Below are 23642 nucleotides of genomic sequence, written 5' to 3' on the forward strand. Positions count from 1 at the left end.
AGTAACTAAAAATCAAAAAGATAGCTTGTGAAAAATCCTTAACTTAATGACATTGTTCGTGCGGTAGCGGGGCGAACTATTCGACATGATGGGACAGCCCAAAACCAAAGTAGAAATCATTAATAACAAAGCAACTTTTTCAGTCATTGGCTTAAACAAAGGCATATATGTACTCAAAATATACATCAATGACCAAGTAGAAACCCACCAAATAGCAGTAGAATAAAAAAAGCAAAAACTGGTTTTAGGCTCTTCTCCCTCCCCTTCGGGGAGGGCTGGGGAGGGGCTTCAAAACCAGTTTTCTTTTTCATAAAACTTTTTCGTCAAATATTTTTCAAAACAAATAATTCATTATTTTTGTCATCATTAACAACTTAAAAATAAACTATCATGGCATCAACATCAGAAACAGGAAACGCAAAAAATGTATCAAACTTCAACCTATTAATCCAATTCATAATAGGATTTGGAACTAGATACAACCCTACAAAAGCCAAGCTACAATTGGCAAATATGCAAACCAAACACACATCCTGCGATACAAAAATCGAGAATGTAATTACCGACAACACCGCCTTTAACAACAGAGTAAACGAAAGAATTATCGAATTTAGCGATGTCAATCCACTATCAACCCGATTGATAAACGCACTCGAATCCACCGATGCAAGCCCAGAAAAAGTAAACAACGCCAAAACATTCAACCGCAAAATACAAGGAAAAAGAGCCACACCAATCACAACTCCAGTCGACCCAAACACCCCAGCTCTGCGAAGTGTTCTTTAAAAACTGAACATTAATAATAGTCGGAATTGCTGTGCGAAGTCTCCCGAATTAGTCCCCACAAAGACAAGAAAAAATAATAGGTTTTAAAATAAATAATAGCATCTGAAATAAATTCAGATTGACAAATCAAAGGTTAAATTCAGATTTTCCAAATAAACGAATTACCAAATCAACATTTAATTATGAAAATATAAATGTAATTTCATAGCCCCGATAGTAGCGACATCCTGTTGTGGCAGGGTTCGCCACAACAGATATAGCGAATAGCGGGTGGAATCGTATGGTGAAAAAGAGAACTTCTGCTTCAAAAAAATAAAAACGAGTTAGTTACATTTAATATCAATTATCCCTACTGTTTTAGAATTAGAATTAAATTCGTTTGTATCTTTGAGGCTAGAACTAAAACAATGTATGACTCGTAAAATAGCGTTCCTTTATAGTTTATTATTTGTAGCAAATACAGTGTTTTCTCAGGAAAGTACAGCATCAAAAAATGTGTCTAATGTTACTATAGATGCGCCACAACTTCATTGCACAAAGAAAATCTGGTTGTATTTGCCAAAGGAATATGCCACTTCAAAAAAGAAATATCCTGTAATTTATATGCACAATGCACAAAATTTATTTGATGCCAAAACTGCTTATGCTGGCGAATGGAACATTGACGAAAAATTAGACAGTTTGAACGCCCTAGTGATTGTGGTGGGAATAGAACACGGAAATGAAAAACGAATAGACGAATTAACTCCCTATAAAAACGGAAAATATGGTGGCGGAAATGGGGATAATTACCTTGAGTTTATTGTAAAAACCTTGAAACCAAGGATAGATGCTACCTATAGAACAAAATCCAATACAATGAATACCGTAATTATGGGAAGTTCTTTGGGAGGTTTGATTTCCTATTATGCGCTGCTGAAATACCCGGAAGTATTTGGTAAAGCAGGCGTTTTTTCGCCTGCATTTTGGATTAATCCCGAGATTTTTGATTTGACTACGAAAACCAAAACCTTAGCATCTAAAATGTACTTTTTGTGTGGTGACAATGAAAGCAAAGACATGGTTCCCGACGTAAACAAAATGGAAATCTTAGTTTCTGATATTCGGTGCAGTTGCAGACATTTAACTCGGAAAAGAATCATCAAAGGGGGTCAACATAATGAAAAATTATGGCGCGATAACTTTGTGAAAGTCTATTCGTGGTTGAATATTTAAAGCGTGTTTAAAAATGTTTTAAAGTAAGATACTGGTTTCAAATCCAACAATTCCTCTCTGTGTTGTGCTAAAAAAGAATAGTTTAAAGTATCTACGTTTTCAATCGAATTATACACTTCTGGAAGTTTACCTTGTGGTTTTTTAAACACAAAACCCAAACCGTGATCCGTATTCAAAACAAAAGTAGACAGTTCTGGGTGGTTTATTTTAATGTAAACAATAGTTTTCCAAACATCACCATTCCAAATATTTTTCCAATCCTTGTGATTTTTTAAAGCTACACGAGCATCATCAATTGAATTGGCTTGATATGCTGCTAATTCATCTAACGGATTGCAATCATGCAAAACTATAACTCCATTGTTATCAAGATATTTCAGGGTATTTAAAGTGTCTTTTAGTGACTGTCCGAAGGTATGAAGTCCGTCAATAAAAGCCAAATCAAGAATATTAGCTTCTAATAGTGCCTTGTTTTCTGCAAAAAAAGCATCACTTGTTACCTCAAAATAATCATTTTTAAGGGTGTGAGGATTTAATATACAGGCTCTTACTTTTTTCCATAAACTAAAATTAAAAAAGGGATCTACACCAAAACGTCTTTTTGTACCCACAATATTAAAGAGACATTTCCCTCGGTTTACCCCTATTTCAAGGTAATTTTGTACATTTTTCTTTTTTATGATTGCGTTTAAAACTTGAATTCTAGTCATCTTTAATTGTAATTTAATAGCATTATTTTATTGAAGCGCTAATTTAGGATAAATTGTTGACATCAAAATAATGAAATCGATTATTTACTTCATTAATTACTATTAGAGCCCCTTTATAATTATATTTGCAAAAAAATAGTTACAATGAAAATGACAAATAACGATATCCTGAAAAAACTTCGAGTAGCCTTGATGCTTCGGGACGATCAAATAGTAGAAATTTTAGAATTGGTAGATTTTAGAATTACAAAATCAGAATTGGGTGCTTTTTTCCGTGCCGAAGACCATGAAAATTATATGGAATGTGGCGATCAGGTGTTGCGAAATTTCTTGAATGCTTTGGTTTTGCATTTGCGTGGAACTAAAGAAAATCCTAAAAATCCTTCTGATGTTTTGAACAAAAATAAAAAGGAAGTGAATTCGGGAGCTCAAGATTCAGAAAAATCTAGAGGTGATCAAAGTCCAGCAAAAAGTCCAGTGGCAAAAAAGCCCTTTAAAAAGCATACTTCAAATAAAGCAACACCGAAAGTTCAGGTAGTTGAAAAAGTTTATTTTAAAAATGGTAAAAACAAAAAATCCTGAACTCACGTTCAGGATTTTTTTATATTATCAAATGTTAAATCGTATTTCCAATATTTTATGACAACGCCGCTTTTACTTGGTCAGCAGCTTCTTGAAATTCTACAGCCGATAAAATTGGCATTCCAGAATTGTCAATTAATTCTTTTGCAATAACGGCGTTGGTACCTTGTAAACGAACAATGATTGGCACTTTAATAGCGTCTCCCATGTTTTTGTAAGCATCTACAACACCTTGAGCTACTCTATCGCAACGAACAATTCCACCAAAAATATTGATTAAAATTGCTTTTACGTTAGGATCTTTCAAGATAATTCTGAAAGCCAATTCTACCCGTTTTGCATCAGCAGTTCCACCAACGTCTAGGAAGTTAGCCGGTTCAAAACCTGCATATTTAATTAAATCCATAGTTGCCATTGCAAGACCTGCGCCGTTTACCATACAACCTACAGTTCCATCTAAATCTACATAGTTTAAACCTGCAGCTTTAGCTTCTACTTCGATTGGATTTTCCTCGCGAACATCACGGTATTCAGCATAAACTGGCTGACGGTATAATGCATTATCATCTAAATTTACTTTAGCATCTACTGCAATAATTTTATTATCCGATGTTTTTAAAACTGGATTAATTTCAAACATGGAAGCATCGCAACCAATGTAAGCATTGTAAAGCGCTGCAACAAATTGCGTCATTTCTTTAAAAGCATTTCCAGAAAGACCTAAATTAAAGGCAATTCTTCTTGCTTGGAAGCCTTGAAGTCCAACTGTAGGATCAATTTCTTCAGTAAAAATTAAATGTGGTGTGTGTTCTGCAACTTCTTCAATATCCATTCCACCTTCAGTAGAATACATAATCATGTTACGACCTTTACTTCTATTTAATAAAACTGACATATAAAATTCAGAAGTTTCAGATTCCCCAGGATAATAAACATCTTCAGCAACTAAAATTTTGTGTACTTTTTTACCTTCAGCAGAAGTTTGAGGTGTGATTAATTGCATTCCAATAATTTGTTCTGCAATTTCTTCCACTTGTTGTAAATTCTTGGCAAGTTTCACTCCTCCACCTTTTCCACGTCCACCCGCATGAACTTGTGCTTTAATAACGTGCCATCCTGTTCCAGTTTCAGTAGTTAACTGTTTTGCTGCAGCAACCGCCTCTTGCGGATTGTTTGCAACATAACCTCGTTGAATTTTTACGCCATAACTGGCTAATATTTCTTTTCCTTGGTATTCGTGTATGTCCATAATGAAATTTTTGACTTTTTAAAGTAGCGCAAAAATAGCACAAATGAAGTTAAAAGCGAAATGTTTTTCCTTAATAAATACAATAAGAATTTAATTATTATAAAAATCAAATTTACATTATCAAATTCTTAAATTCAATGCGAAATAAAAACAGTTTTGTCAGTTTAATTATAATTTATACGACACTATAACGATTTAGTAAAATAGTTAATTTGCTATAATTCATGTGTTTTAACCAAAAAAATGGTTTGTAAACGATAACGGAAGTTGTCAAATCGTTAAATAAAAAGTCCAAAATTAAGTAATTGTTATTTTTTAAACTTTTAATTGATAGAATAGCAAAAATTATCAAATATTTTATTTTCATTAAATTATAATCAGTGAATGTAGTAATTTAGTGAAAAATTATCAAGCATGAAAGTTAAAGCACAGGGCCTCTATTTACCAGAATTTGAACACGATAATTGTGGTGCAGGATTTATTTGCAATTTAAACGGAATTAAGTCGAATGATATTATTCATAAAGCCTTAGATATATTAATAAAATTAGAGCATCGAGGCGCTGTAAGTTCCGATGGAAGAACGGGAGATGGTGCAGGAATTCTATTTGACATTCCTCATGATTTCTTCAAAAAAGTATGTGATTTTGAGCTTCCTGAACCGAGAGAATATGGTGTAGGAATGTTGTTTTTACCAAAAAGCAAAAACCAAGTTGTTTATTGTAAAACTACTTTTGAAACTGCTATAAAAGAGCAAAATTTAACTGTTTTAGGTTGGCGTGAGGTTCCTGTAGATGCCTCAAATTTAGGAAAAATTGCTGCCGAAAAAGAACCTACTGTACTTCAGGTTTTTGTTGGTAAAAATGGATTAGAACTCACAGAACCTCAATTTAACGCTAAACTATTTGCTGCAAGAAAAATATCAGAACACGCCGTTATAAAATCTAAAATATCACAAAGCCATCAATATTACTTTAGTAGTTTTTCAACTACCACCATAATTTATAAAGGGCTTTTGATGCCTGAAGATATCAGCCGTTATTATACCGATTTGTCTGATACGGATTTGGTTACCCGATTGGCATTGGTTCACCAACGATTTTCTACCAATACGTTCCCGTCATGGGAATTGGCGCAGCCTTTTAGGTATATGTGTCACAATGGCGAAATCAATACGCTTCGAGGAAATATCAGTCGAATGCGCTCACGGGAAGAGTTGATGAAAAGTGATGTTTTTGGAGATGATATTAAGAAATTATTCCCAATTATATTAGAAGGAAAATCAGATTCTGCTTCGATGGATATGGTTATCGAATTATTGTTAATGACGGGTCGATCTTTACCCGAAGCAATGATGATGGTGGTTCCCGAAGCTTGGGAACGTCATCAAAGCATGTCGGAAGACAAAAAAGCATTCTACGAATTCAATTCTTGCATTATGGAACCTTGGGATGGTCCCGCTTCAATTCCCTTTACAGATGGAAATGTAATTGGTGCATTATTAGATAGAAATGGCTTGCGTCCTTCACGCTATACGCTCACAAAAAGTGGTTTCGTTATTATGTCGTCTGAGATTGGGGTTTTAGATATTAAACCGGAAGATGTAGTTCAGCACGGAAGATTGGAACCCGGAAAAATGTTCCTTGTGGACATGAATGAAGGTCGGATTATTGAAGATGAAGAAATTAAAAATGCTATTGTAACCAAGCGACCTTACAAAAAATGGTTGGATAAAAACCTCTTGCAATTGGCTCAAATTCCTTATACAGAAAATGAAATTCCTGTAGAAATTATGGGTTTTGAAACACGCCAACGACTCTTTGGATATACTGTTGAAGATTTAAAAACTATAATAAACCCAATGGGAGCAACTGGTGCAGAAGCACTAAGTTCAATGGGAAATGACACACCATTAGCCGTTTTATCAGACCAACCACAATTATTATACAACTACTTCAAGCAGTTGTTCGCTCAAGTTACCAACCCTCCATTAGATGGAATTCGCGAAGAAATTATTACCGATATAAGTTTAGCAATTGGTGGCGATTTTAATATTTTTGATATCGAACCCAAACATTGCAAAAAACTAAAAATTCAAAATCCTGTTATTTCTAATGAAGATTTAGACAAAATTAAAAATATCAATCACGCTGATTTTAAATCCGTTACTATTTCTACCTTATATGAAATTGAAAAAGGAGTAAACGGCTTGGAACGAGCATTAGAAAAATGTATTCAAGCCACTTTCAAAGCCGTTTCTGAGGGTTGTAATATTGTTATACTATCCGACAGAGGTGTTACCGATAAATTAGCACCAATTCCAATGTTGTTGGCCTGTTCGTATATTCATCATTCCTTAAATATATTAAAATCACGTTCAAAATTTGGAATCATAATTGAATCCGCAGAACCTCGTGAACCACATCATTTTGCATTATTATTCGGATATGGTGCCAGTGCAATTAATCCTTATATGGTGAATGAAATAATTCACAATCAGATTAATTCTGGTTTTATCACAGGAATTAAGGCTGATTATGCTATTAAAAATTACAATAAAGCGATTGCAAAAGGCATTCTGAAAATCATGAATAAGATTGGAATTTCTACTTTACATTCTTATAGAGCTGCACAAATTTTTGAAATCTTAGGTTTAAATAAAACATTCACATCTAAATATTTCCCATACACACCTTCTAGAATTGAAGGAATTGGATTAATGGAAATTGAAAAAGAAGTCAAGAAAAGATACCAAAATGCGTTCCCAAATTCGAAAATAGCCAATTTACTACCTTTAGAAATTGGTGGAATTTACAGATGGCGAAGAAATGGAGAAAGACACATGTTCAATCCAACAACCATTTCTAAATTACAACAAGCTGTTCGATTAAATAGTCCAGAAAGTTACAAGGAATATTCAGATATGGTGAACGACCAAAGCGAGAATTTAATGACTATTAGAGGTTTATTTGAATTCAATAACTTAGATCCGATTTCGATTGATGAAGTTGAACCTTGGACTGAAATTGTAAAAAAATTCAAAACTGGTGCGATGTCTTATGGCTCAATTAGCCAAGAAGCACACGAGAATTTGGCTATTGCGATGAATAGAATTGGCGGTAAAAGTAATTCTGGAGAAGGCGGAGAAGATCCAAAACGTTTTCAAAAAGACCTCAACGGAGATTCCAGAAATAGCGCTATCAAGCAAGTTGCATCGGGAAGATTTGGTGTTTCTATCAATTATTTGACGAATGCCAAAGAGATACAAATTAAAATGGCACAAGGTGCAAAACCAGGCGAAGGCGGACAATTACCTGGAGATAAAGTAGTGCCTTGGATTGCAGAAGTGAGAAATTCAACTCCTTATGTAGGACTGATTTCTCCACCTCCACACCACGATATTTATTCTATTGAAGATTTATCACAATTGATCTTTGATTTAAAAAATGCCAATCGAGAAGCGCGTATCAATGTTAAATTGGTTTCTGAAGTTGGCGTTGGAACTATCGCTGCTGGTGTTGCAAAAGCAAAAGCGGATGTAATTTTAATTTCTGGTTATGACGGAGGAACAGGTGCCGCACCACTAACATCGTTGCAACACACAGGGATTCCGTGGGAATTAGGATTGGCGGAAGCCCAACAAACCTTATTATTAAATGATTTGCGTGGTAGAGTCGTTTTAGAATGTGATGGACAATTAAAAACGGGTCGAGATGTTGCCATTGCTGCCTTATTAGGAGCCGAAGAATTTGGATTTGCCACAGCACCATTAGTCGCTTCGGGTTGTATTATGATGCGTGCTTGCCACTTAAATACGTGTCCTGTGGGAATTGCGACCCAAGATCCAGAATTGAGAAAAAATTTCAAAGGAACACCAGAACACATTATCAATTTCATGTATTTTATTGCAGAAGAATTGAGAATTATCATGGCGCAATTGGGTTTTAGAACTTTGAAAGAAATGGTTGGGCAATCTCAAAAATTGAATGTCAATAAAGCAATTAAACATTATAAAGCTAGTGGTTTAGACCTTTCGGCAATATTATACAAACCAGAAATTGCTAATAAAGTAAGTAATTATAATGATTCTTGTCAAGACCACGCATTAGAAAACGTTTTGGATTTTGAAATTATTAAAGCTGCCATTCCATCTATTTATAGAAAAGAAAAAACGCGTGTGAATTTCAAAATTAAAAATACCGATCGTTCTGTAGGTGCCATTTTAAGTAATGAAATTTCTAAAATTTATGGCGCTCAGGGATTACCAGAAGATACTATTTTAGTTGATTTTGAAGGTTCTGCAGGGCAAAGTTTTGGTGCTTTTGCAACCAATGGATTGTCGTTTAAAATTCATGGAAATTGTAATGATTATTTAGGAAAAGGGCTATCAGGAGGTAAATTAATTATCAAGGTTCCTCCTACTGCAACGTTCAAACCAGAAGAAAATATTATCATCGGAAACGTAGCCTTGTACGGTGCAATTACTGGTCAGGCTTATATAAATGGGATGGCGGGAGAACGTTTTGCCGTTAGAAATTCTGGCGCAACTGCAGTAGTAGAAGGCATTGGAGACCACGGATGTGAATACATGACAGGAGGAACAGTAGTTGTTTTAGGAAAAACAGGTAGGAATTTTGCTGCTGGAATGAGTGGCGGAATTGCTTATGTTTATGATCCAAATAAAACATTTGATGCCACTTTATGCAATATGGAAATGGTAGCTTTTGAAACTTTGGAACTTGATGATATTAGTAAATTAAGAAAGTTAATAAAAAATCATTCTTTATTTACAAACAGTCCATTGGCAAAAAGAATATTGGAAGATTGGGATAACCAACAAAATAATTTTGTAAAAGTAATGCCAACAGATTACAAAAAAGCATTGCAAAAAGCAGCTCTTGAATCAATTAAGGAATTGTTGGAAGAAACAAATTAGTAGCAAAAAATTAATACCCGTCTTATAACTCAATATTTGACAATAAGACATTTGACACTATAATATTATGGGAAAAATAGGAGGATTTAAAGAATTTACAAGAACCGACGAAAGTAATGTTGCCGTTGTAGAACGAGTTTCAAATTACAATGAATTTACGATTCCATTATCCAAAGAAAAAATAAAAGAACAAGGTTCACGGTGCATGGATTGTGGGATTCCGTTTTGTCATAGCTCTTGTCCATTGGGAAATTTAATTCCCGATTTCAATGATATGGTACATCAGGAAGAATGGCAAGGTGCTTTAGAAATATTGCAATCTACCAATAACTTTCCCGAATTTACAGGTCGCCTCTGCCCTGCTCCATGTGAAAAATCATGCGTTTTAGGAATTATTAATGAACCTGTTGCCATTGAAAATATCGAAAAAAATATCATCGAAAGAGGTTTTGCAGAAGGTTGGATTAAACCTCAAATACCAACAACAAGAACTGGAAAAACTGTTGCTGTTATTGGTTCTGGACCTGCCGGATTAGCTGCAGCACAACAACTAAATCGTGCGGGACATACAGTTACAGTTTTTGAAAGAGACAATGCCATAGGTGGATTATTGCGTTATGGGATTCCAAATTTCAAATTGGAAAAAGGAATTATCGACCGTCGAGTAAAAGTCCTAGAAGCCGAAGGAATTGTATTTAAAGTCAACGTAAATGTTGGGGTAAATTATAGCGTTGAAGAACTAAATGCCTTTGATACTATTGTATTATGTGGAGGCGCAACAGAGAGTAGAAGTTTGCCAACAAAAGGAATTGAAAGCAAGGGAGTTGTGCAAGCGATGACGTTTTTAACACAGCAAACGAAATCTTTATACGGGGAAACAATTCCAAATCAGATTTTAGCCAAAGATAAAAATGTAATTGTAATTGGTGGCGGTGATACGGGTTCAGATTGTGTTGGAACTTCCAATCGACAAGGAGCAAAATCAGTTACAAATTTTGAAATTATGCCAAAACCACCTGTTGGAAGAAGTGTAAATACACCTTGGCCGTTCTGGCCGTTACAATTAAAAACCTCCTCATCACATGAAGAAGGTTGCGATAGAAATTGGCTCATCAATACCAAAGAATTTATTGCAAATGAAAAGGGCGAATTGGTTGGATTAAAAACAGTTGAAGTTGCTTGGAAAATGGTTTCTGGACAACGACCTGAATTAATTGAAAAAGAAGGTTCAGAGAAAATATGGCCTTGCGAATTGGCGTTATTAGCTCTAGGATTTACTGGCCCTGAAAAAACATTAAGCGATAAATTGGGTTTAGAAATTGACATGAAAAACAATTATAAAGCTACCAATTATCAAACAAACAAACCTCATATTTTTACCGCTGGTGACATGCGTCGCGGTCAATCTTTAATTGTTTGGGCAATTTCTGAAGGTCGTGAAGCTGCGAGAGTTGTCGATTTGTACTTGATGGGTTCTACCAATTTACCTACCAAAGGTAATGGAGATTTGCCGAGTTTGTAATGTATTTTGTTAGGAATACAACATTTTGTTATTTTTTGTTATTAATGTAAATTTGCTTTGTTTGCAATACATATAGCTCTAAATTTGCACAAAAATAATCAGCAATGCAACCACAAGAATTAGTAAAATTAGCAGAAGAATTTGGAAGTCCATTATATGTTTATGATGCTGAAAAAATCCAATCTCAATACAAAAGATTAACCAATGCCTTCGCAAAAGTGCCAAGGTTACGGATTAATTATGCTGCTAAAGCATTGTCAAATATTGCTGTTCTTCAGTTATTAAAATCTATTGGTTCTAATTTAGATACTGTTTCGATTCAAGAAGTGAAATTAGGAATTTATGCAGGTTTTGCTCCAAATCAAATAATCTATACACCCAACGGCGTTTCATTTGAAGAAATTGAAGAAGCAGCAGCACTTGGAGTTCAAATTAACATTGATAATCTTTCAGTTTTAGAACATTTTGGAACAAAACACCCAACAATTCCAGTTTGTATTCGTATCAATCCACACGTAATGGCAGGTGGAAATTCCAACATTTCTGTGGGTCATATCGACAGTAAATTTGGCATTTCTATCCACCAAATGCCGCATATTCTTCGAATTGTCGAAAATACTAAAATGCACATCAACGGAATTCACATGCATACGGGTTCTGATATTTTAGATATTGAAGTGTTTCTTTATGCTGCAGAAATTCTATTTGAAGCAGCCAATAACTTCAAAGCTTTAGACTTCTTAGATTTTGGAAGTGGTTTTAAAGTTCCTTACAACAAAGGCGATATTGAAACCAATATTGAAGAATTAGGAAAAAAATTATCAAAAAGATTCTTAGCTTTTGAGGCAGCTTACGGAAGAGAATTAACATTGGCATTTGAACCAGGAAAATTTTTAGTAAGTGAGGCAGGTTTCTTTTTAGCGAAAGTAAATGTTGTAAAACAAACCACATCCACAGTTTTTGCTGGAATTGATAGCGGTTTCAATCACTTGATTCGTCCAATGTTATACGGTTCGCAACACCATATTGAAAATATTTCAAACCCAAAAGGGAAAGAACGTTTTTATACTGTGGTAGGATATATTTGTGAAACCGACACCTTCGCCAACAACCGTAGAATTGCTGAAATCAAAGAAGGCGATTTTTTATGTTTTAGAAATGCTGGTGCATATTGTTTTTCAATGGCTTCCAATTATAACTCCAGATACAAGCCTGCAGAGGCTTTATGGAAAGATGGAAAAGGAATTTTAATTCGCGAAAGGGAAACTTTTGAAGATTTATTGAAAAATCAAATTCTACTAAGTTAATAGCAAAAACAACAAAATTAAAACCCCCAATTTATATTAAAAATTGGGGGTTTTTTATATAAATATTTTGTATTATTCTAATATTTCTAATAACACATTTGCTTCTGTTCCATTAGGAAAAGGAATTTTTATTAATTGAGCGATCGTTGGTGCAATTTGTGTAATTACTTTTCTCTCGTGCGTCTCTCCGTGTTTTATATGCCAACCATAAAAAATCGCAGGCACATGAGTGTCATAACTATAAGGCGTTCCGTGCGATGTTCCTGTTCCACTATATTCAATGTTTCCTGGCTTGTCAAGAAGTACCAAATCTCCATTTTGACTTGGATCATATCCATTGGCAATAAAGTTAAGGTAAAAGTCATTTCCTGTTGATGCCAAAATTTCTTCTTCAGAATACACCCTTTTTATTTGAACTTGTGTCATCAAATAGTCTTTAAAAGATTGCTTTACTTTTAACAATTCTAAGCCTTTATTTTTGATGATTTCTTTGTTAAAATAAAGATTAAAATTTGAATAATTTAATACCAAATCATCCCCAAAAGTATCTTGAGAATATTTTTTTAGACCTTTCACTATTTCTTTTGGATCTATATTATTTACTGCATATTTATGGTCTTTTAGGTACGATACATTTTCTGCTCCGGCATGATCGGCAGTTAAAAAAAGCAAATAATTGTCTTTTCCAACTGTTTTATCCAAATAGGTTAAAAAGTCAGCAATTGTTTGGTCCAATCGTAAATAAGTATCTTGCAATTCCATAGAACGAGGTCCCATTAAATGCCCTACATAATCTGTTGAAGAAAAACTTACGGTTAGAAAATCGGTACTATTATCCTTTCCAAGTTCCTCTTTTTCGATAGCTTTCATTGCAAATTCAGCTAATAAGTCATTTCCAAATGGAGTGGAACGTAAAACTCCAGCATCGTTTTTATCATACATATCTTTCAAATTATATGGAAAAACTGGCGCTACACTTTTATATAATTTTCCCTCATAAGGATTGTCGTCAGCAAGACTTTCATCATAAGTTGCGGCAGGTTTTAATAAATCCCAACCTTTATTAATATAGGGCATAAATCGTTTTTCTCCATTGAATTCCGTTACCCATTCTGGCAGTTTTTCGCCATAAAATGTACTCGAAATAAAAGCACCCGTTTTACTATACCAGAATGCCCAATTTGCAAAATGTCCAGCGGGTAAAATTGCTCCTCTGTCTTTTAAACTTATCCCAATTACCTTTCCTTTGAAATTGGTTTCTAAACGTAATTCGTCAGTAATTGTAGTGCTTAACAAGTTTTTTGGAGACATTTTTCCTTCCTCGACAGTACCATCACCAATTGTTTTCACAGTGGCATCATCGGTGCAATACATCTCTTTTCCTAAAGATCTATTAAACCAATCATTACCAACAATTCCATGTGTTGCAGGCGTTGTCCCAGTATAAATAGAAGCGTGTCCTGGCCCAGTATAAGTTGGCATATAATTGAAATGCATGTTTTGATATGTATAACCATTACCCATTAATCGCTTGAATCCATTTGGGGTAAAATCATCTGAAAAACGGTACAAATACTCCATTTTCATTTGATCGACTACTATTCCAACTACCAATTTAGGGCGTTGTTGCGCATTTAATAAAGAACTTAATCCAAATGCAAAAAACAGAAATACTTTTTTCATAACTTTCATTTTGTTGTAACTTATTTTGTAACTTTTATTTCTTTATCAGGGAAATTAACGATGTTGTAAACAATAATTACATTCCTTTGATTGATGTACAATTGCTTTCTGTTCTCTTGATTTTTCCTTGTTATAATTGAAATTGTGAACGGTTCTCCATCAATATCTTTGCAAACAAATGGATAAATTTCGTCCGTTTCACTCTCTTGTCTTTTTTCATAATTTTGAATTTCGTACAACTGAATTTCTTTAGAATAAACAACAATTCGGTTCTTATCGGTGTCTAAAGTTATAATTATATTAACGGGTTGTAATTCCGACCAACTTCCCCAAGTGCCTTTCGTGTCTTTTTCCATAACACTAAAACCTGTTGCTTCAAATTTATAAGTTTGACTAAATGTTTTTTGAATTCCTATACTCAAAAACATAAATAAGAGTAGTGTTTTAATTGTTTTCATATTTATAGTTCTATTCAATTCTTCTAACTTTTATTTGTTTATTTTATAAATTTCGAACTTCTTTTTTTGCCATTTCAAACTCCAAAATCATTTCATTTATAATATCTGCTGCTGATTTAATTTCATGAATTAATCCTGCAATTTGACCGATTTCTAATTCACCCTCGACTAAATCGCCTTCGAACATTCCTTTTTTTGCCCTTGCTCTTCCCAATAAAGTTTTTAATTCTTCTGGTGTTGGCGCTTTTTTGTACAAATCCTGAATGTCGTCATAAAACTTATTTTTTATCAAACGAACGGGTGCCAATTCTTTCAAAGTTACTTGTGTATCGCCTTCTTTCACATTAATAATTGTATTCTTGAAGTTTTCGTGAGAAGAAGATTCCAGAGAAGCCGCAAATCTTGAACCCACTTGCACTCCATCTGCGCCTAAAACCATTACCGCCAACATTCCTCTTCCTGTCGCAATCCCGCCAGCAGCAATTAATGGAATTGTTAGCTGCTCTTTTACCATTGGAATTAATGTCAATGTGGTCGTTTCTTCCCTTCCATTATGTCCTCCAGCTTCGAAACCTTCAGCAACAACGGCATCAACACCAGCTTCTTGTGCTTTTAATGCAAATTTAGAACTGCTCACCACATGAACGACTGTAATCCCTTTTTCTTTTAGAAATGACGTCCAAGTTTTTGGATTTCCTGCTGATGTAAAAACAATTTTAACCCCTTCTTCAACAATTATATTTATAATTTCTTCAATATTTGGATACAACATCGGAACATTTACACCAAAGGGTTTGTCCGTTGCTTTTTTGCATTTTTGAATGTGTTCCCGCAAAACTATAGGATACATCGACCCTGCGCCAATTAATCCTAAACCACCAGCATTACTAACGGCGCTCGCCAATTTGTAACCACTATTCCAAATCATTCCACCTTGAATAATTGGATATTTAATGTTGAAAAGTTGTGTGATTTTGTTCATTTAATAAAAAGCATCGAGTGATTATTTGAAAATTTATTCTTTGATTATTTTTCCAATTTTAGTTCCATTTGCAATAGCAATTTTATAAAAATAAATGCCACTTTCTAAGGATTGCAAAGATATATTTTGAATTTGATTTAAGCTACTTTGAATAATTACCATTTGACCTAAACTGTTATAAATGCTGATTTCTTTGGATGAACCAATTGTTGGAATTGAAAAAGAAACCACCTCTTTCACAGGATTTGGAAAGACAGAAATTAAATCAGAATGAAACTGCATACTCGATAAAGCATTGGTTAAAGCCAATTGAAAATTCGGAATTCCGTAGCCATATTGAGGATTTGGATTTGTAAAATGATCCGCAGATTCTTTTATTAATTGTACTATTTGAGCATTTGTAAATGTTGGAAAAGCCTGCCAAAAACTAGTAACCATTCCTGCAATAATAGGCCCAGAAAAAGAAGTCCCACTATTTGTTATGATTGTTCCGCTTGGGTTTGAAACTACTGCATATAAGCCTTGCGCCATAACATCGGGTTTAACCCTTCCATCAAATGAGGGACCGATTGAACTGAAATTCGCATAATTTCGAGCCGAATCTACAGCGCCAACTGTCAAAATATTAATCGCATCTGCTGGGGCTCCAATGTGAACGTTTACAGTACTTCCAGAATTTCCTGCAGAAACCACAACTATCATTCCCCTACTAAAAGCAATGTTTGCACCACGAGAAATAAATGCAGTAATTCCATTCATATCGGAATACGTGTGACTGTAATTTGGATTATCATATCCAAAATAACCCAATGAAGTATTGATTACATCCGCTCCTAAATTATCAGCCATTTCAGCTGCTTCAACCCAAAGTGATTCTTCTAAAGGATTTTCAGACGAACTATCTTCGGTAACAAATAAATAATAGGATGCGTCAGGAGCTGTTCCAACCAACTGATTATTAGCGAATCCTCCCATTGTAGAAAGCACCATAGTTCCGTGATTATTCATCGCATAGAAATTGGAACTTCTATCAACAAAATTATATCCGCCTAAAATTTGGTTGTTATCGCGCAATCTTTGAAACGGTTGTGCTGTATCTACACCCGGAAAACCAGCATCTAAAACAGCAATTATTTTTCCAGTTCCTGTATAATTTTGTTGGTGCAATAAATTACCATTCAACATCTGAATTTGATTTGCAGAAGTGCCATAATTATAGGAAGCTTGGGTTTCTAAAACCTTATTCACCGAATTAAAAGTAGTAGAAATGGAAAATCTCCCGCCCACATTCAAAGTGCGGTTTGCAAATGAAACGTGATCTACAAATGAAAGCAAAGTCAAAGCTTGAATATCCACTTGTGAACCACGGATATGCAAACAATTCGACCATTTTGATTTCGCCTTAACCGTTATTCCAGCAGTTGCGGTAATTTGGTCAATATAAGCTTGATGTATTGGAATATCAAGTAAATCCAAAGGGATATTTTGTGTAATTCTTCTGTCCAACGCACGTTGAGAAAGCATTTGTAAAGCATTTGTAAAATAATATTGACTGTTGGGTTTGTCTCTAAAATATACCCAAGCATCTTCTTGCGAATAGCCAAAAAAGGAAATAAATAAGACAAATATCAATATATTTTTTTTCATTTAAATAGTTTTTAAAGTACTAAATTAAGAAATTACTCCCGAACCAACTAATTCATCTTCCAAATACCAAGCAACAAATTGCCCTTCTGTAATTGCGGATTGCGGCTCTTCAAATTGAACGTACATTCCACTTTCAAATTGGTGTAAAATTGCTTTTTGCAAAGGTTGTCGGTACCGTATTCGAGCCATTATAGCAGTAGTTTCTCCATTGGCTAAAGCCAAATCTTCCCGAATCCAGTGAATTTCAGATTTTTCAACGAACAATGCTTTTTTGAATAATCCAGGATGTTCATTTCCCAAACCGGTATAAATTGTATTGGTTTCAACATTCGTAGCGATAATAAATAAAGGCTCTTTTGTCCCGCCAACATTCAATCCCTTGCGTTGACCAGTTGTAAAATAATGAGCACCTTGATGCTTTCCAACTACTTTTCCCATTTCAGGATTGTACGGAATATTTCGAGCTTCAGCAGCTAATTCTTCTTCGATTGATTCAAATTGTATTTCTTCCTTATTATAAACCAAATCGGATTTATCAATTTGAACTATTAACCCTTCTTTTTGCTGTAATTTTTGTTGTAAAAACTCTGGTAATCTCACTTTTCCAATGAAACATAAGCCTTGCGAATCTTTCTTTTCGGCTGTAACCAATTCCATTTGAGTTGCAATTTCACGAACTTCCGGTTTGGTTAATTCCCCTATTGGAAATAATGATTTGACTAATTGTTCCTGCGATAATTGACATAAAAAATACGATTGATCTTTATTATTATCAGCGCCAGCAAGCAATTGAAATACTTTTTTTCCATCAACTTCGGTTTCTCCTTTTCTGCAATAATGGCCCGTTGCTACAAAATCGGCACCAAGACTTAATGCGATTTTCATAAAAACATCAAATTTTATTTCACGATTGCACAATACATCAGGATTTGGGGTTCTTCCTTTTTCATATTCGCTGAACATATAATCAACGATTTTTTCTTTGTATTGTTCGCTTAAATCAACCGTTTGAAAAGGAATTCCTAATTTTTCAGCAACCAAAAGTGCATCGTTACTGTCTTCAAGCCACGGACATTCATTAGATATTGTCACAGAATCATCGTGCCAATTTTTCATAAAAAGTCCTATGACTTCATATCCTTGTTGCTGCAACAAATAGGCTGCAACACTTGAATCAACTCCACCAGAAAGTCCAACTACGACACGCTTCATTTGTATTTTTTTGAAAGATTTAAAACCTAAAAAAGGTGTGTAAAGATACCATAAATTTTAGTTTTTTAAAGGTAGTATTCAAGTGAATTTCAATTCAACTATTCTTCTTTTTTAATTGCTTCTCGTTTTTGGAATTTTTTACGAGGTTTATTGAAATTGTCTTTACTTACTAATTTTCCATTTTCATAGAACAACCAAATTCCAACTTTTTTACCTTGCTTGAACATTCCTTTAGCTACCACTAAACCATCAGTACCTTTGAAAGTAGAAACGCCATTAATTTCGCCATTTACATAAAATGAATCCTCAAGTAAAACTCCATTTTCAGCGGTTTTTTTATAGGCTCCTTCCTTGATTCCGTTTTTATAATTAGTCAATTCTGCCACTTTACCAGAAGGAAAATTAATCGTTTTTACACCTTCTAATTTTCCGTTTTTGTAATTTTCTAAAGTCATAATAATTTTAGACGCTTCATGATAATACGTCCAAGGACCGTCGTGAAGTTTATTAATCACCTTCCCTTCGCTTACTTTATTTTTCTTTTGGTCGTAAAAAATAGTATATGCCGAATTGTCTTTACTATCAAATTCTCGGATTGCCATTACCGATGAAGTCTTAGTGTCGTCAAAAAAAGTAAACAAACCAATTTCCTTTCCGTGTTCAAAAGTACCTTCATATCGAGGTCGTTTGGATTCTTCATAAACACCTTTCCAAACTCCATTTTTCTTGCCATTTTCATCTAATTTATTAAAATCAGATTGCGCAAAAATAGATGTTGTAAAAATAAATGCAAATACCATCAATAATTGTTTCATAACTAAGGGATAAATTATAAACTTATAAACTCAAAATTATACTTTTTATTTTATCAAAAAATAAGCCGTTTACTAAAAAAGCACCCGTTAAGGGTGCTTTTAAAATTATTTTTTCTTTTGCTGTGCCTTTTGAGCTTCGGCTTGTTCCATAATTTCTTGCATTTTTCGTTGGAACTTACCTTGTTTTTTAGGTTCTTTAAGTTTGTTTTCTTGAATTTGATCGTGAATTTTATCATTGTCAACGATATAATTTTTGATAACCAACATAATTCCAATTGTAATTAAATTGGATATAAAGTTATACAAACTCAAACCAGCTCCGTAACTATTGAAGAAAATCAACATCATTAATGGAGAAACATAAATCATTATTTTCATCATTTTTGCCATATCGGGCATCCCTTCTTGAGATGGTGCCGCCATTTGTTGGTCACCGGAAGTCATTTTCATATAAAAGAAAATCGCAATTGCTGCCAATATTGGGAACAAACTGATGTGACTTCCATATAAAGGAATGTGGAACGGTAATTTTACAACTTCATCAAAAGAGGACAAATCGTCTGCCCAAAGAAAACTTTTTTGTCTTAATTCAAATGCAGATGGAAAAAACTGAAATGAGGCATACATAAAAGGCAACTGAATTAATGCAGGAATACATCCAGCCATCGGATTTACTCCCGCTTTACTGTATAATTTCATAGTTTCTTGTTGCTTTTTCGCTGGCTCTTTTTTGTATTTTTCACCCAATTCAGCAATTTCTGGTCGCAGTACTTTCATTTTTGCTTGAGATAAAAACGACTTATACGTAATTGGCGACATTGCAATTTTTATCAAAATTGTAAAGATAATAATCGCAATTCCATAAGCAATATAAGAACTTAAAAATCCAAATAACGGGATGAACACAAATTTGTTTATCCATCCAAAAATTCCCCAACCTAATGGAATTATTTGTTCAATATTTTTATTGTAAGCCTTTAAAGTTTTGTAATCCGAAGGTCCAAAATACCAACTCATTTTATAGTTTACTTCTCCGTTTGCAAACGCCAAAGGCACGTTAGCATTGAATTGTTTAATAAATGTAGTATCTTTATTTTCATCGACAACTAATTTATTAGATTTTAAAACCGCTTTCGCAAATGGCGTGTCGGTTAATAAAATTGTAGCAAAGAAATGTTGTTTGAAAGCGATGAATTTTACATTATCTAGCGTTTCTTCTTTATTAATTCCTTCACCAACATTATTGAATTTTTCATCACCATATTCATAATTAAGCAAAGTATATCTGTTTTCATAGGAAATACTTTTCTCAGTTCTGAAAGTTTTTAAATCCCACTCTAAATCCAATGGTTTAGACGTATTCAAGACTTTATTTAAACCTTGCGAACGAAGATTAAAACCAATCATATAATCGTTTGGTTTCAATGTATATTGGTATTCCAAAAATTCATTTGCACCAGCTTTCAAACGCATCGTTAGAATTTGATTCGCACCAACTTTAGATAAAGTTGGTTCAAAAAACAACTCTTTTGTGTTTAAAGTATGATTGTCATTGGTAACTAATTGAATGTTTAAATTTGAATTATTGTCTTTAATCAATTCAACTAATTCGCCTGAACCTTTCTTGAACTTTTCAAAATTTTTCAAAATTGCTTCAACAATATAACCTCCTTTATTCGCTATTTTGATGCGAACGAATTCATTTTCAATTGTTGTAACCGTATCTTTTGCAGAGGATAACGTTGCAGAATAAGCAAAATTTCCTAAAGATTTTGTAAGTTTTGCCATTTGCAATGTATCACTTACAGTTGTATCAACAGTAGCAATTACAGCTTCTTTCGCAACAACTTGCTTTGATTTTTCAGCAGTAGCAACTAGTTCTTTTTTTGCTTTTTCGGCAGCGACTTGTTCTTTTGAAGGTTGGTTTTGGTACATCATCCAAATCAAAATTCCAAAAATTAAAACAAAGCCTATGATTGAATTGAGGTCTAATTTCTTATCTTCCATTATATAGAATTACTATTAATTTAATTTATTATTAAGCGAAAATACTATTTTTTTTTCGCTTTAACGGTTGCTGCCACAAAACTCACAAAAAGTGGGTGTGGATTATCAACCGTGCTTTTGTATTCTGGATGGTATTGCACTCCAATAAAAAACGGATGGTTTTCTATCTCTACAATTTCCACCAATCCTGTATCTGGATTGACTCCAGAAGCTTTTAATCCTGCTTTTTCTAATGCTTCAAGATAGTCGCCATTGAATTCATAACGATGGCGATGGCGTTCTAAAATACTGGTTTTACCGTATATTTTGTGTGCCAAAGTATTTTCTTTAATATCACATTTCCAAGCTCCAAGACGCATTGTTCCTCCTTTATCAGTAATGGTTTTTTGCTCTTCCATCAAATCAATAACTGGATTCGAAGTGCCTTCATCCATCTCCGTAGAATTGGCATCTTTCAATCCTAAAATAGTTCTTGAATATTCTATTACTGCCATTTGCATTCCCAAACAAATCCCTAAAAAAGGAATATTATTTTCTCTTGCATAGCGAACCGTTTCTATTTTTCCTTCAATTCCACGACCTCCAAAACCAGGTGCCACGAGAATTCCGTCTAAATCTTTTAATTTTTCATTTGCATTGGAAGCATCCAAATATTCTGAATGAATGGAAACCACATTAACTTTCGTTTCATTTGCAGCTCCAGCGTGAATAAATGCTTCTAAAATGGACTTGTAAGAATCTTGTAATTCTACATATTTCCCAACTAAACCAATATTTACAGAATGTTTTGGATTTTTTAATCTGCGTAAAAAAGTATTCCAGTTTTTTAAATCTGGAACTGATTTTATAGGTAAATCTAATTTCTTCAAAGCCACCACATCAAGACCTTCTTCAAGCATCAAAATTGGCACTTCATAAATGGTTGAAGCATCAATAGATTGTATCACTGCTTCGCGTTTTACATTGCAAAACAAAGCCAATTTATTTCTTAATTCCTCAGACAATTCGTGCTCGGTTCTACAAACTAAAATATCTGCTTTTATGCCACTTTCCATCAATGTTTTAACGGAATGTTGTGTTGGTTTTGTTTTTAATTCTCCGGCTGCAGCCAAATAAGGAACCAATGTTAAATGAATAACAAGTCCGTTATTTTCACCTAATTCCCAAACCAATTGCCGTACCGATTCGATGTATGGCAAGGATTCAATATCACCAACAGTTCCACCAATTTCAGTGATTACAATATCAAAATCACCTGAATTACCAAGTAATTGCATTCTTTCTTTGATTTCATTGGTAATATGAGGAACAACTTGAACTGTTTTTCCTAAAAACTCTCCTCTTCGTTCCTTTTCAATTACCGAAAGATAGACTCTTCCTGTGGTAACATTATTGGCCTGTGAAGTGGGAACATTCAAAAAACGCTCGTAATGACCTAAGTCCAAATCGGTTTCTGCTCCGTCATCTGTAACGTAACATTCTCCGTGTTCATAAGGGTTTAGGGTTCCTGGATCCACATTGATATACGGATCAAATTTTTGAATTGTAGTGCGATATCCTCTTGCTTGCAATAATTTTGCTAAAGAAGCTGCGATAATTCCCTTTCCTAAAGAAGAAGTTACGCCGCCAGTAACAAAAATATATTTCGTTTGAGCCATTGTATAATGTGTTGTTGTTGTGTAAAAAACTTGGCAAAAGTACGAAAATAATTAGATAATAGGACAACTTTTATCGTTAGAAATAAAAAAATAGTTGTGGTTTTTCTTGGGCGGAAAGTGTTATGTTAGATGGCTACTAATTCCTTCGACTATTTTTGTAAAGATTAAATTGATACTAATTTTTGTTGAATTTTATTGTTTAATTATTGGGAGCGATTGCAGTCGCTCCTTTTTTATGGGAATTTTGTGTTTGGTAGTGTTGCTTTATTTATATCAAATCTACCATTTAAGACATCTATTTCTTCAATGCCATTAAGTATTCGTAATTTACCAGTAAAATTTCCCGAAACAATGGTGTTATTATTTAAATATTTTGTAATAGTAACTTTCCCTGAGTTCTCATACGAACCATAATACTGCCATCCATTTACTGATGGATTGTATATTTTTGCATATACATAATTTTGCATCAATCCATCTATGCTTGATTGAAAATTGGAGTCATGCCATGTATAGTCGCCAACCCCAATTTGGTCTAAATCTTGCAAATGTATTATCATTGAGTTTGCTGGTTTTGCATCTTGAAGATTCCTAATTTCTATTTCATTATAATTACCATTACCATTAGGATCACTTGGATCACCCCAAAATTTTAGCCCTTTTCCGCCTGGGTTAAAGAGTGTACTTGTGCCATCACGGGGGTAAAAGACTTGGTTATTAATAACACAACCAAAGGTGTTGGCACCGGTTTGGGTTTCGGGCGGGAGCTGGTCTTGTGGTGTGCCATTATCTTTGCTACAGCTTGAAAGCAATACAATTGCTGCTAATGATAAAATTGTGTTTTTCATACTTTTGTAAAGATTAATTTAATATT

General features: G+C 34.0%; 18 protein-coding genes. 7 read left to right on the forward strand and 11 right to left on the reverse strand.

Translation table 11 applies throughout. The features are described from left to right. Positions 1-85: 85 nt before the first annotated feature. The 3 genes from AC9UEH_RS06570 to AC9UEH_RS06580 all read left to right on the forward strand — a co-directional run bounded on the left by AC9UEH_RS06570 (position 86) and on the right by AC9UEH_RS06580 (position 2001). The gene (locus AC9UEH_RS06570; RefSeq protein WP_509529844.1) at positions 86-226 is read left to right on the forward strand and encodes a T9SS type A sorting domain-containing protein; all 141 of its coding nucleotides are present in this window, start codon (positions 86-88) and stop codon (positions 224-226) included. Between the two features lie 164 nt (positions 227-390). Next, positions 391-786, forward strand: a complete 396-nt coding sequence (locus tag AC9UEH_RS06575; RefSeq protein ID WP_509529847.1) for a hypothetical protein — start codon at positions 391-393, stop codon at positions 784-786. 411 nt (positions 787-1197) lie between these two features. Continuing rightward, positions 1198-2001, forward strand: coding sequence for an alpha/beta hydrolase (locus AC9UEH_RS06580; RefSeq protein ID WP_509529849.1), 804 nt, complete (start codon positions 1198-1200; stop codon positions 1999-2001). Here AC9UEH_RS06580 and AC9UEH_RS06585 read toward each other — a convergent pair. Beyond that, positions 1998-2711, reverse strand: coding sequence for a class I SAM-dependent methyltransferase (locus tag AC9UEH_RS06585; RefSeq protein ID WP_509529851.1), 714 nt, complete (start codon positions 2709-2711; stop codon positions 1998-2000). The two genes, AC9UEH_RS06580 and AC9UEH_RS06585, sit on opposite strands and share 4 nt — an antisense overlap. A gap of 150 nt (positions 2712-2861) precedes the next feature. Here AC9UEH_RS06585 and AC9UEH_RS06590 point away from each other — a divergent pair, with 150 nt between their 5' ends. Then, positions 2862-3293, forward strand: a complete 432-nt coding sequence (locus tag AC9UEH_RS06590; RefSeq protein WP_509530004.1) for a DUF1456 family protein — start codon at positions 2862-2864, stop codon at positions 3291-3293. A gap of 55 nt (positions 3294-3348) precedes the next feature. On the opposite strand, the gene sucC is transcribed toward AC9UEH_RS06590, so the two are convergent. Further along, positions 3349-4542 carry an ADP-forming succinate--CoA ligase subunit beta gene (gene sucC, locus AC9UEH_RS06595; RefSeq protein ID WP_509529853.1) on the reverse strand — a complete coding sequence of 398 codons (1194 nt, stop codon included), beginning with the start codon at positions 4540-4542 and terminating at the stop codon, positions 3349-3351. A 414-nt stretch (positions 4543-4956) separates the two neighbouring features. Here sucC and gltB point away from each other — a divergent pair, with 414 nt between their 5' ends. The 3 genes from gltB to lysA all read left to right on the forward strand — a co-directional run bounded on the left by gltB (position 4957) and on the right by lysA (position 12306). Continuing rightward, complete coding sequence (gene gltB / locus AC9UEH_RS06600) at positions 4957-9477, forward strand: glutamate synthase large subunit (protein ID WP_509529855.1); 4521 nt, start codon at positions 4957-4959, stop codon at positions 9475-9477. Positions 9478-9544: 67 nt separating this feature from the next. After that, positions 9545-10999: a glutamate synthase subunit beta gene (locus AC9UEH_RS06605; RefSeq protein WP_509529858.1), complete on the forward strand. Its 1455-nt coding sequence runs from the start codon at positions 9545-9547 to the stop codon at positions 10997-10999. A 104-nt stretch (positions 11000-11103) separates the two neighbouring features. Further along, positions 11104-12306, forward strand: coding sequence for a diaminopimelate decarboxylase (gene lysA / locus AC9UEH_RS06610; RefSeq protein ID WP_509529861.1), 1203 nt, complete (start codon positions 11104-11106; stop codon positions 12304-12306). Positions 12307-12378: 72 nt separating this feature from the next. On the opposite strand, the gene pafA is transcribed toward lysA, so the two are convergent. From pafA to AC9UEH_RS06655, 9 genes are all read right to left on the reverse strand, one after another. After that, positions 12379-13989, reverse strand: coding sequence for an alkaline phosphatase PafA (gene pafA, locus AC9UEH_RS06615; RefSeq protein ID WP_509529863.1), 1611 nt, complete (start codon positions 13987-13989; stop codon positions 12379-12381). A 20-nt stretch (positions 13990-14009) separates the two neighbouring features. Then, positions 14010-14447 carry a hypothetical protein gene (locus tag AC9UEH_RS06620; RefSeq protein ID WP_509529865.1) on the reverse strand — a complete coding sequence of 146 codons (438 nt, stop codon included), beginning with the start codon at positions 14445-14447 and terminating at the stop codon, positions 14010-14012. A gap of 43 nt (positions 14448-14490) precedes the next feature. Further along, a complete protein-coding gene (locus AC9UEH_RS06625; RefSeq protein WP_509529867.1) occupies positions 14491-15429 on the reverse strand; it encodes an NAD(P)H-dependent flavin oxidoreductase in 939 nt (312 codons plus the stop codon). Positions 15430-15462: 33 nt separating this feature from the next. Then, complete coding sequence (locus tag AC9UEH_RS06630; RefSeq protein ID WP_509529870.1) at positions 15463-17076, reverse strand: S8 family serine peptidase; 1614 nt, start codon at positions 17074-17076, stop codon at positions 15463-15465. A gap of 24 nt (positions 17077-17100) precedes the next feature. Next, positions 17101-18288 (reverse strand): tRNA 2-thiouridine(34) synthase MnmA, encoded by a 1188-nt coding sequence (gene mnmA, locus AC9UEH_RS06635; RefSeq protein ID WP_509529872.1) that lies wholly within the window; start codon positions 18286-18288, stop codon positions 17101-17103. A 98-nt stretch (positions 18289-18386) separates the two neighbouring features. Continuing rightward, a complete protein-coding gene (locus tag AC9UEH_RS06640) occupies positions 18387-19103 on the reverse strand; it encodes a toxin-antitoxin system YwqK family antitoxin (RefSeq protein ID WP_509529874.1) in 717 nt (238 codons plus the stop codon). A 105-nt stretch (positions 19104-19208) separates the two neighbouring features. Then, positions 19209-21110, reverse strand: coding sequence for a membrane protein insertase YidC (gene yidC, locus AC9UEH_RS06645; protein WP_509529876.1), 1902 nt, complete (start codon positions 21108-21110; stop codon positions 19209-19211). 44 nt (positions 21111-21154) lie between these two features. Then, positions 21155-22768 carry a CTP synthase gene (gene pyrG, locus AC9UEH_RS06650; protein WP_509529878.1) on the reverse strand — a complete coding sequence of 538 codons (1614 nt, stop codon included), beginning with the start codon at positions 22766-22768 and terminating at the stop codon, positions 21155-21157. A gap of 233 nt (positions 22769-23001) precedes the next feature. Then, on the reverse strand, positions 23002-23616 hold the full coding sequence (locus AC9UEH_RS06655; protein ID WP_509529881.1) for a Riean_0653 family protein: 615 nt from the start codon (positions 23614-23616) through the stop codon (positions 23002-23004). Positions 23617-23642: the final 26 nt, after the last annotated feature.

Source organism: Flavobacterium sp., from assembly GCF_040402835.1.
Classification (GTDB): domain Bacteria; phylum Bacteroidota; class Bacteroidia; order Flavobacteriales; family Flavobacteriaceae; genus Flavobacterium.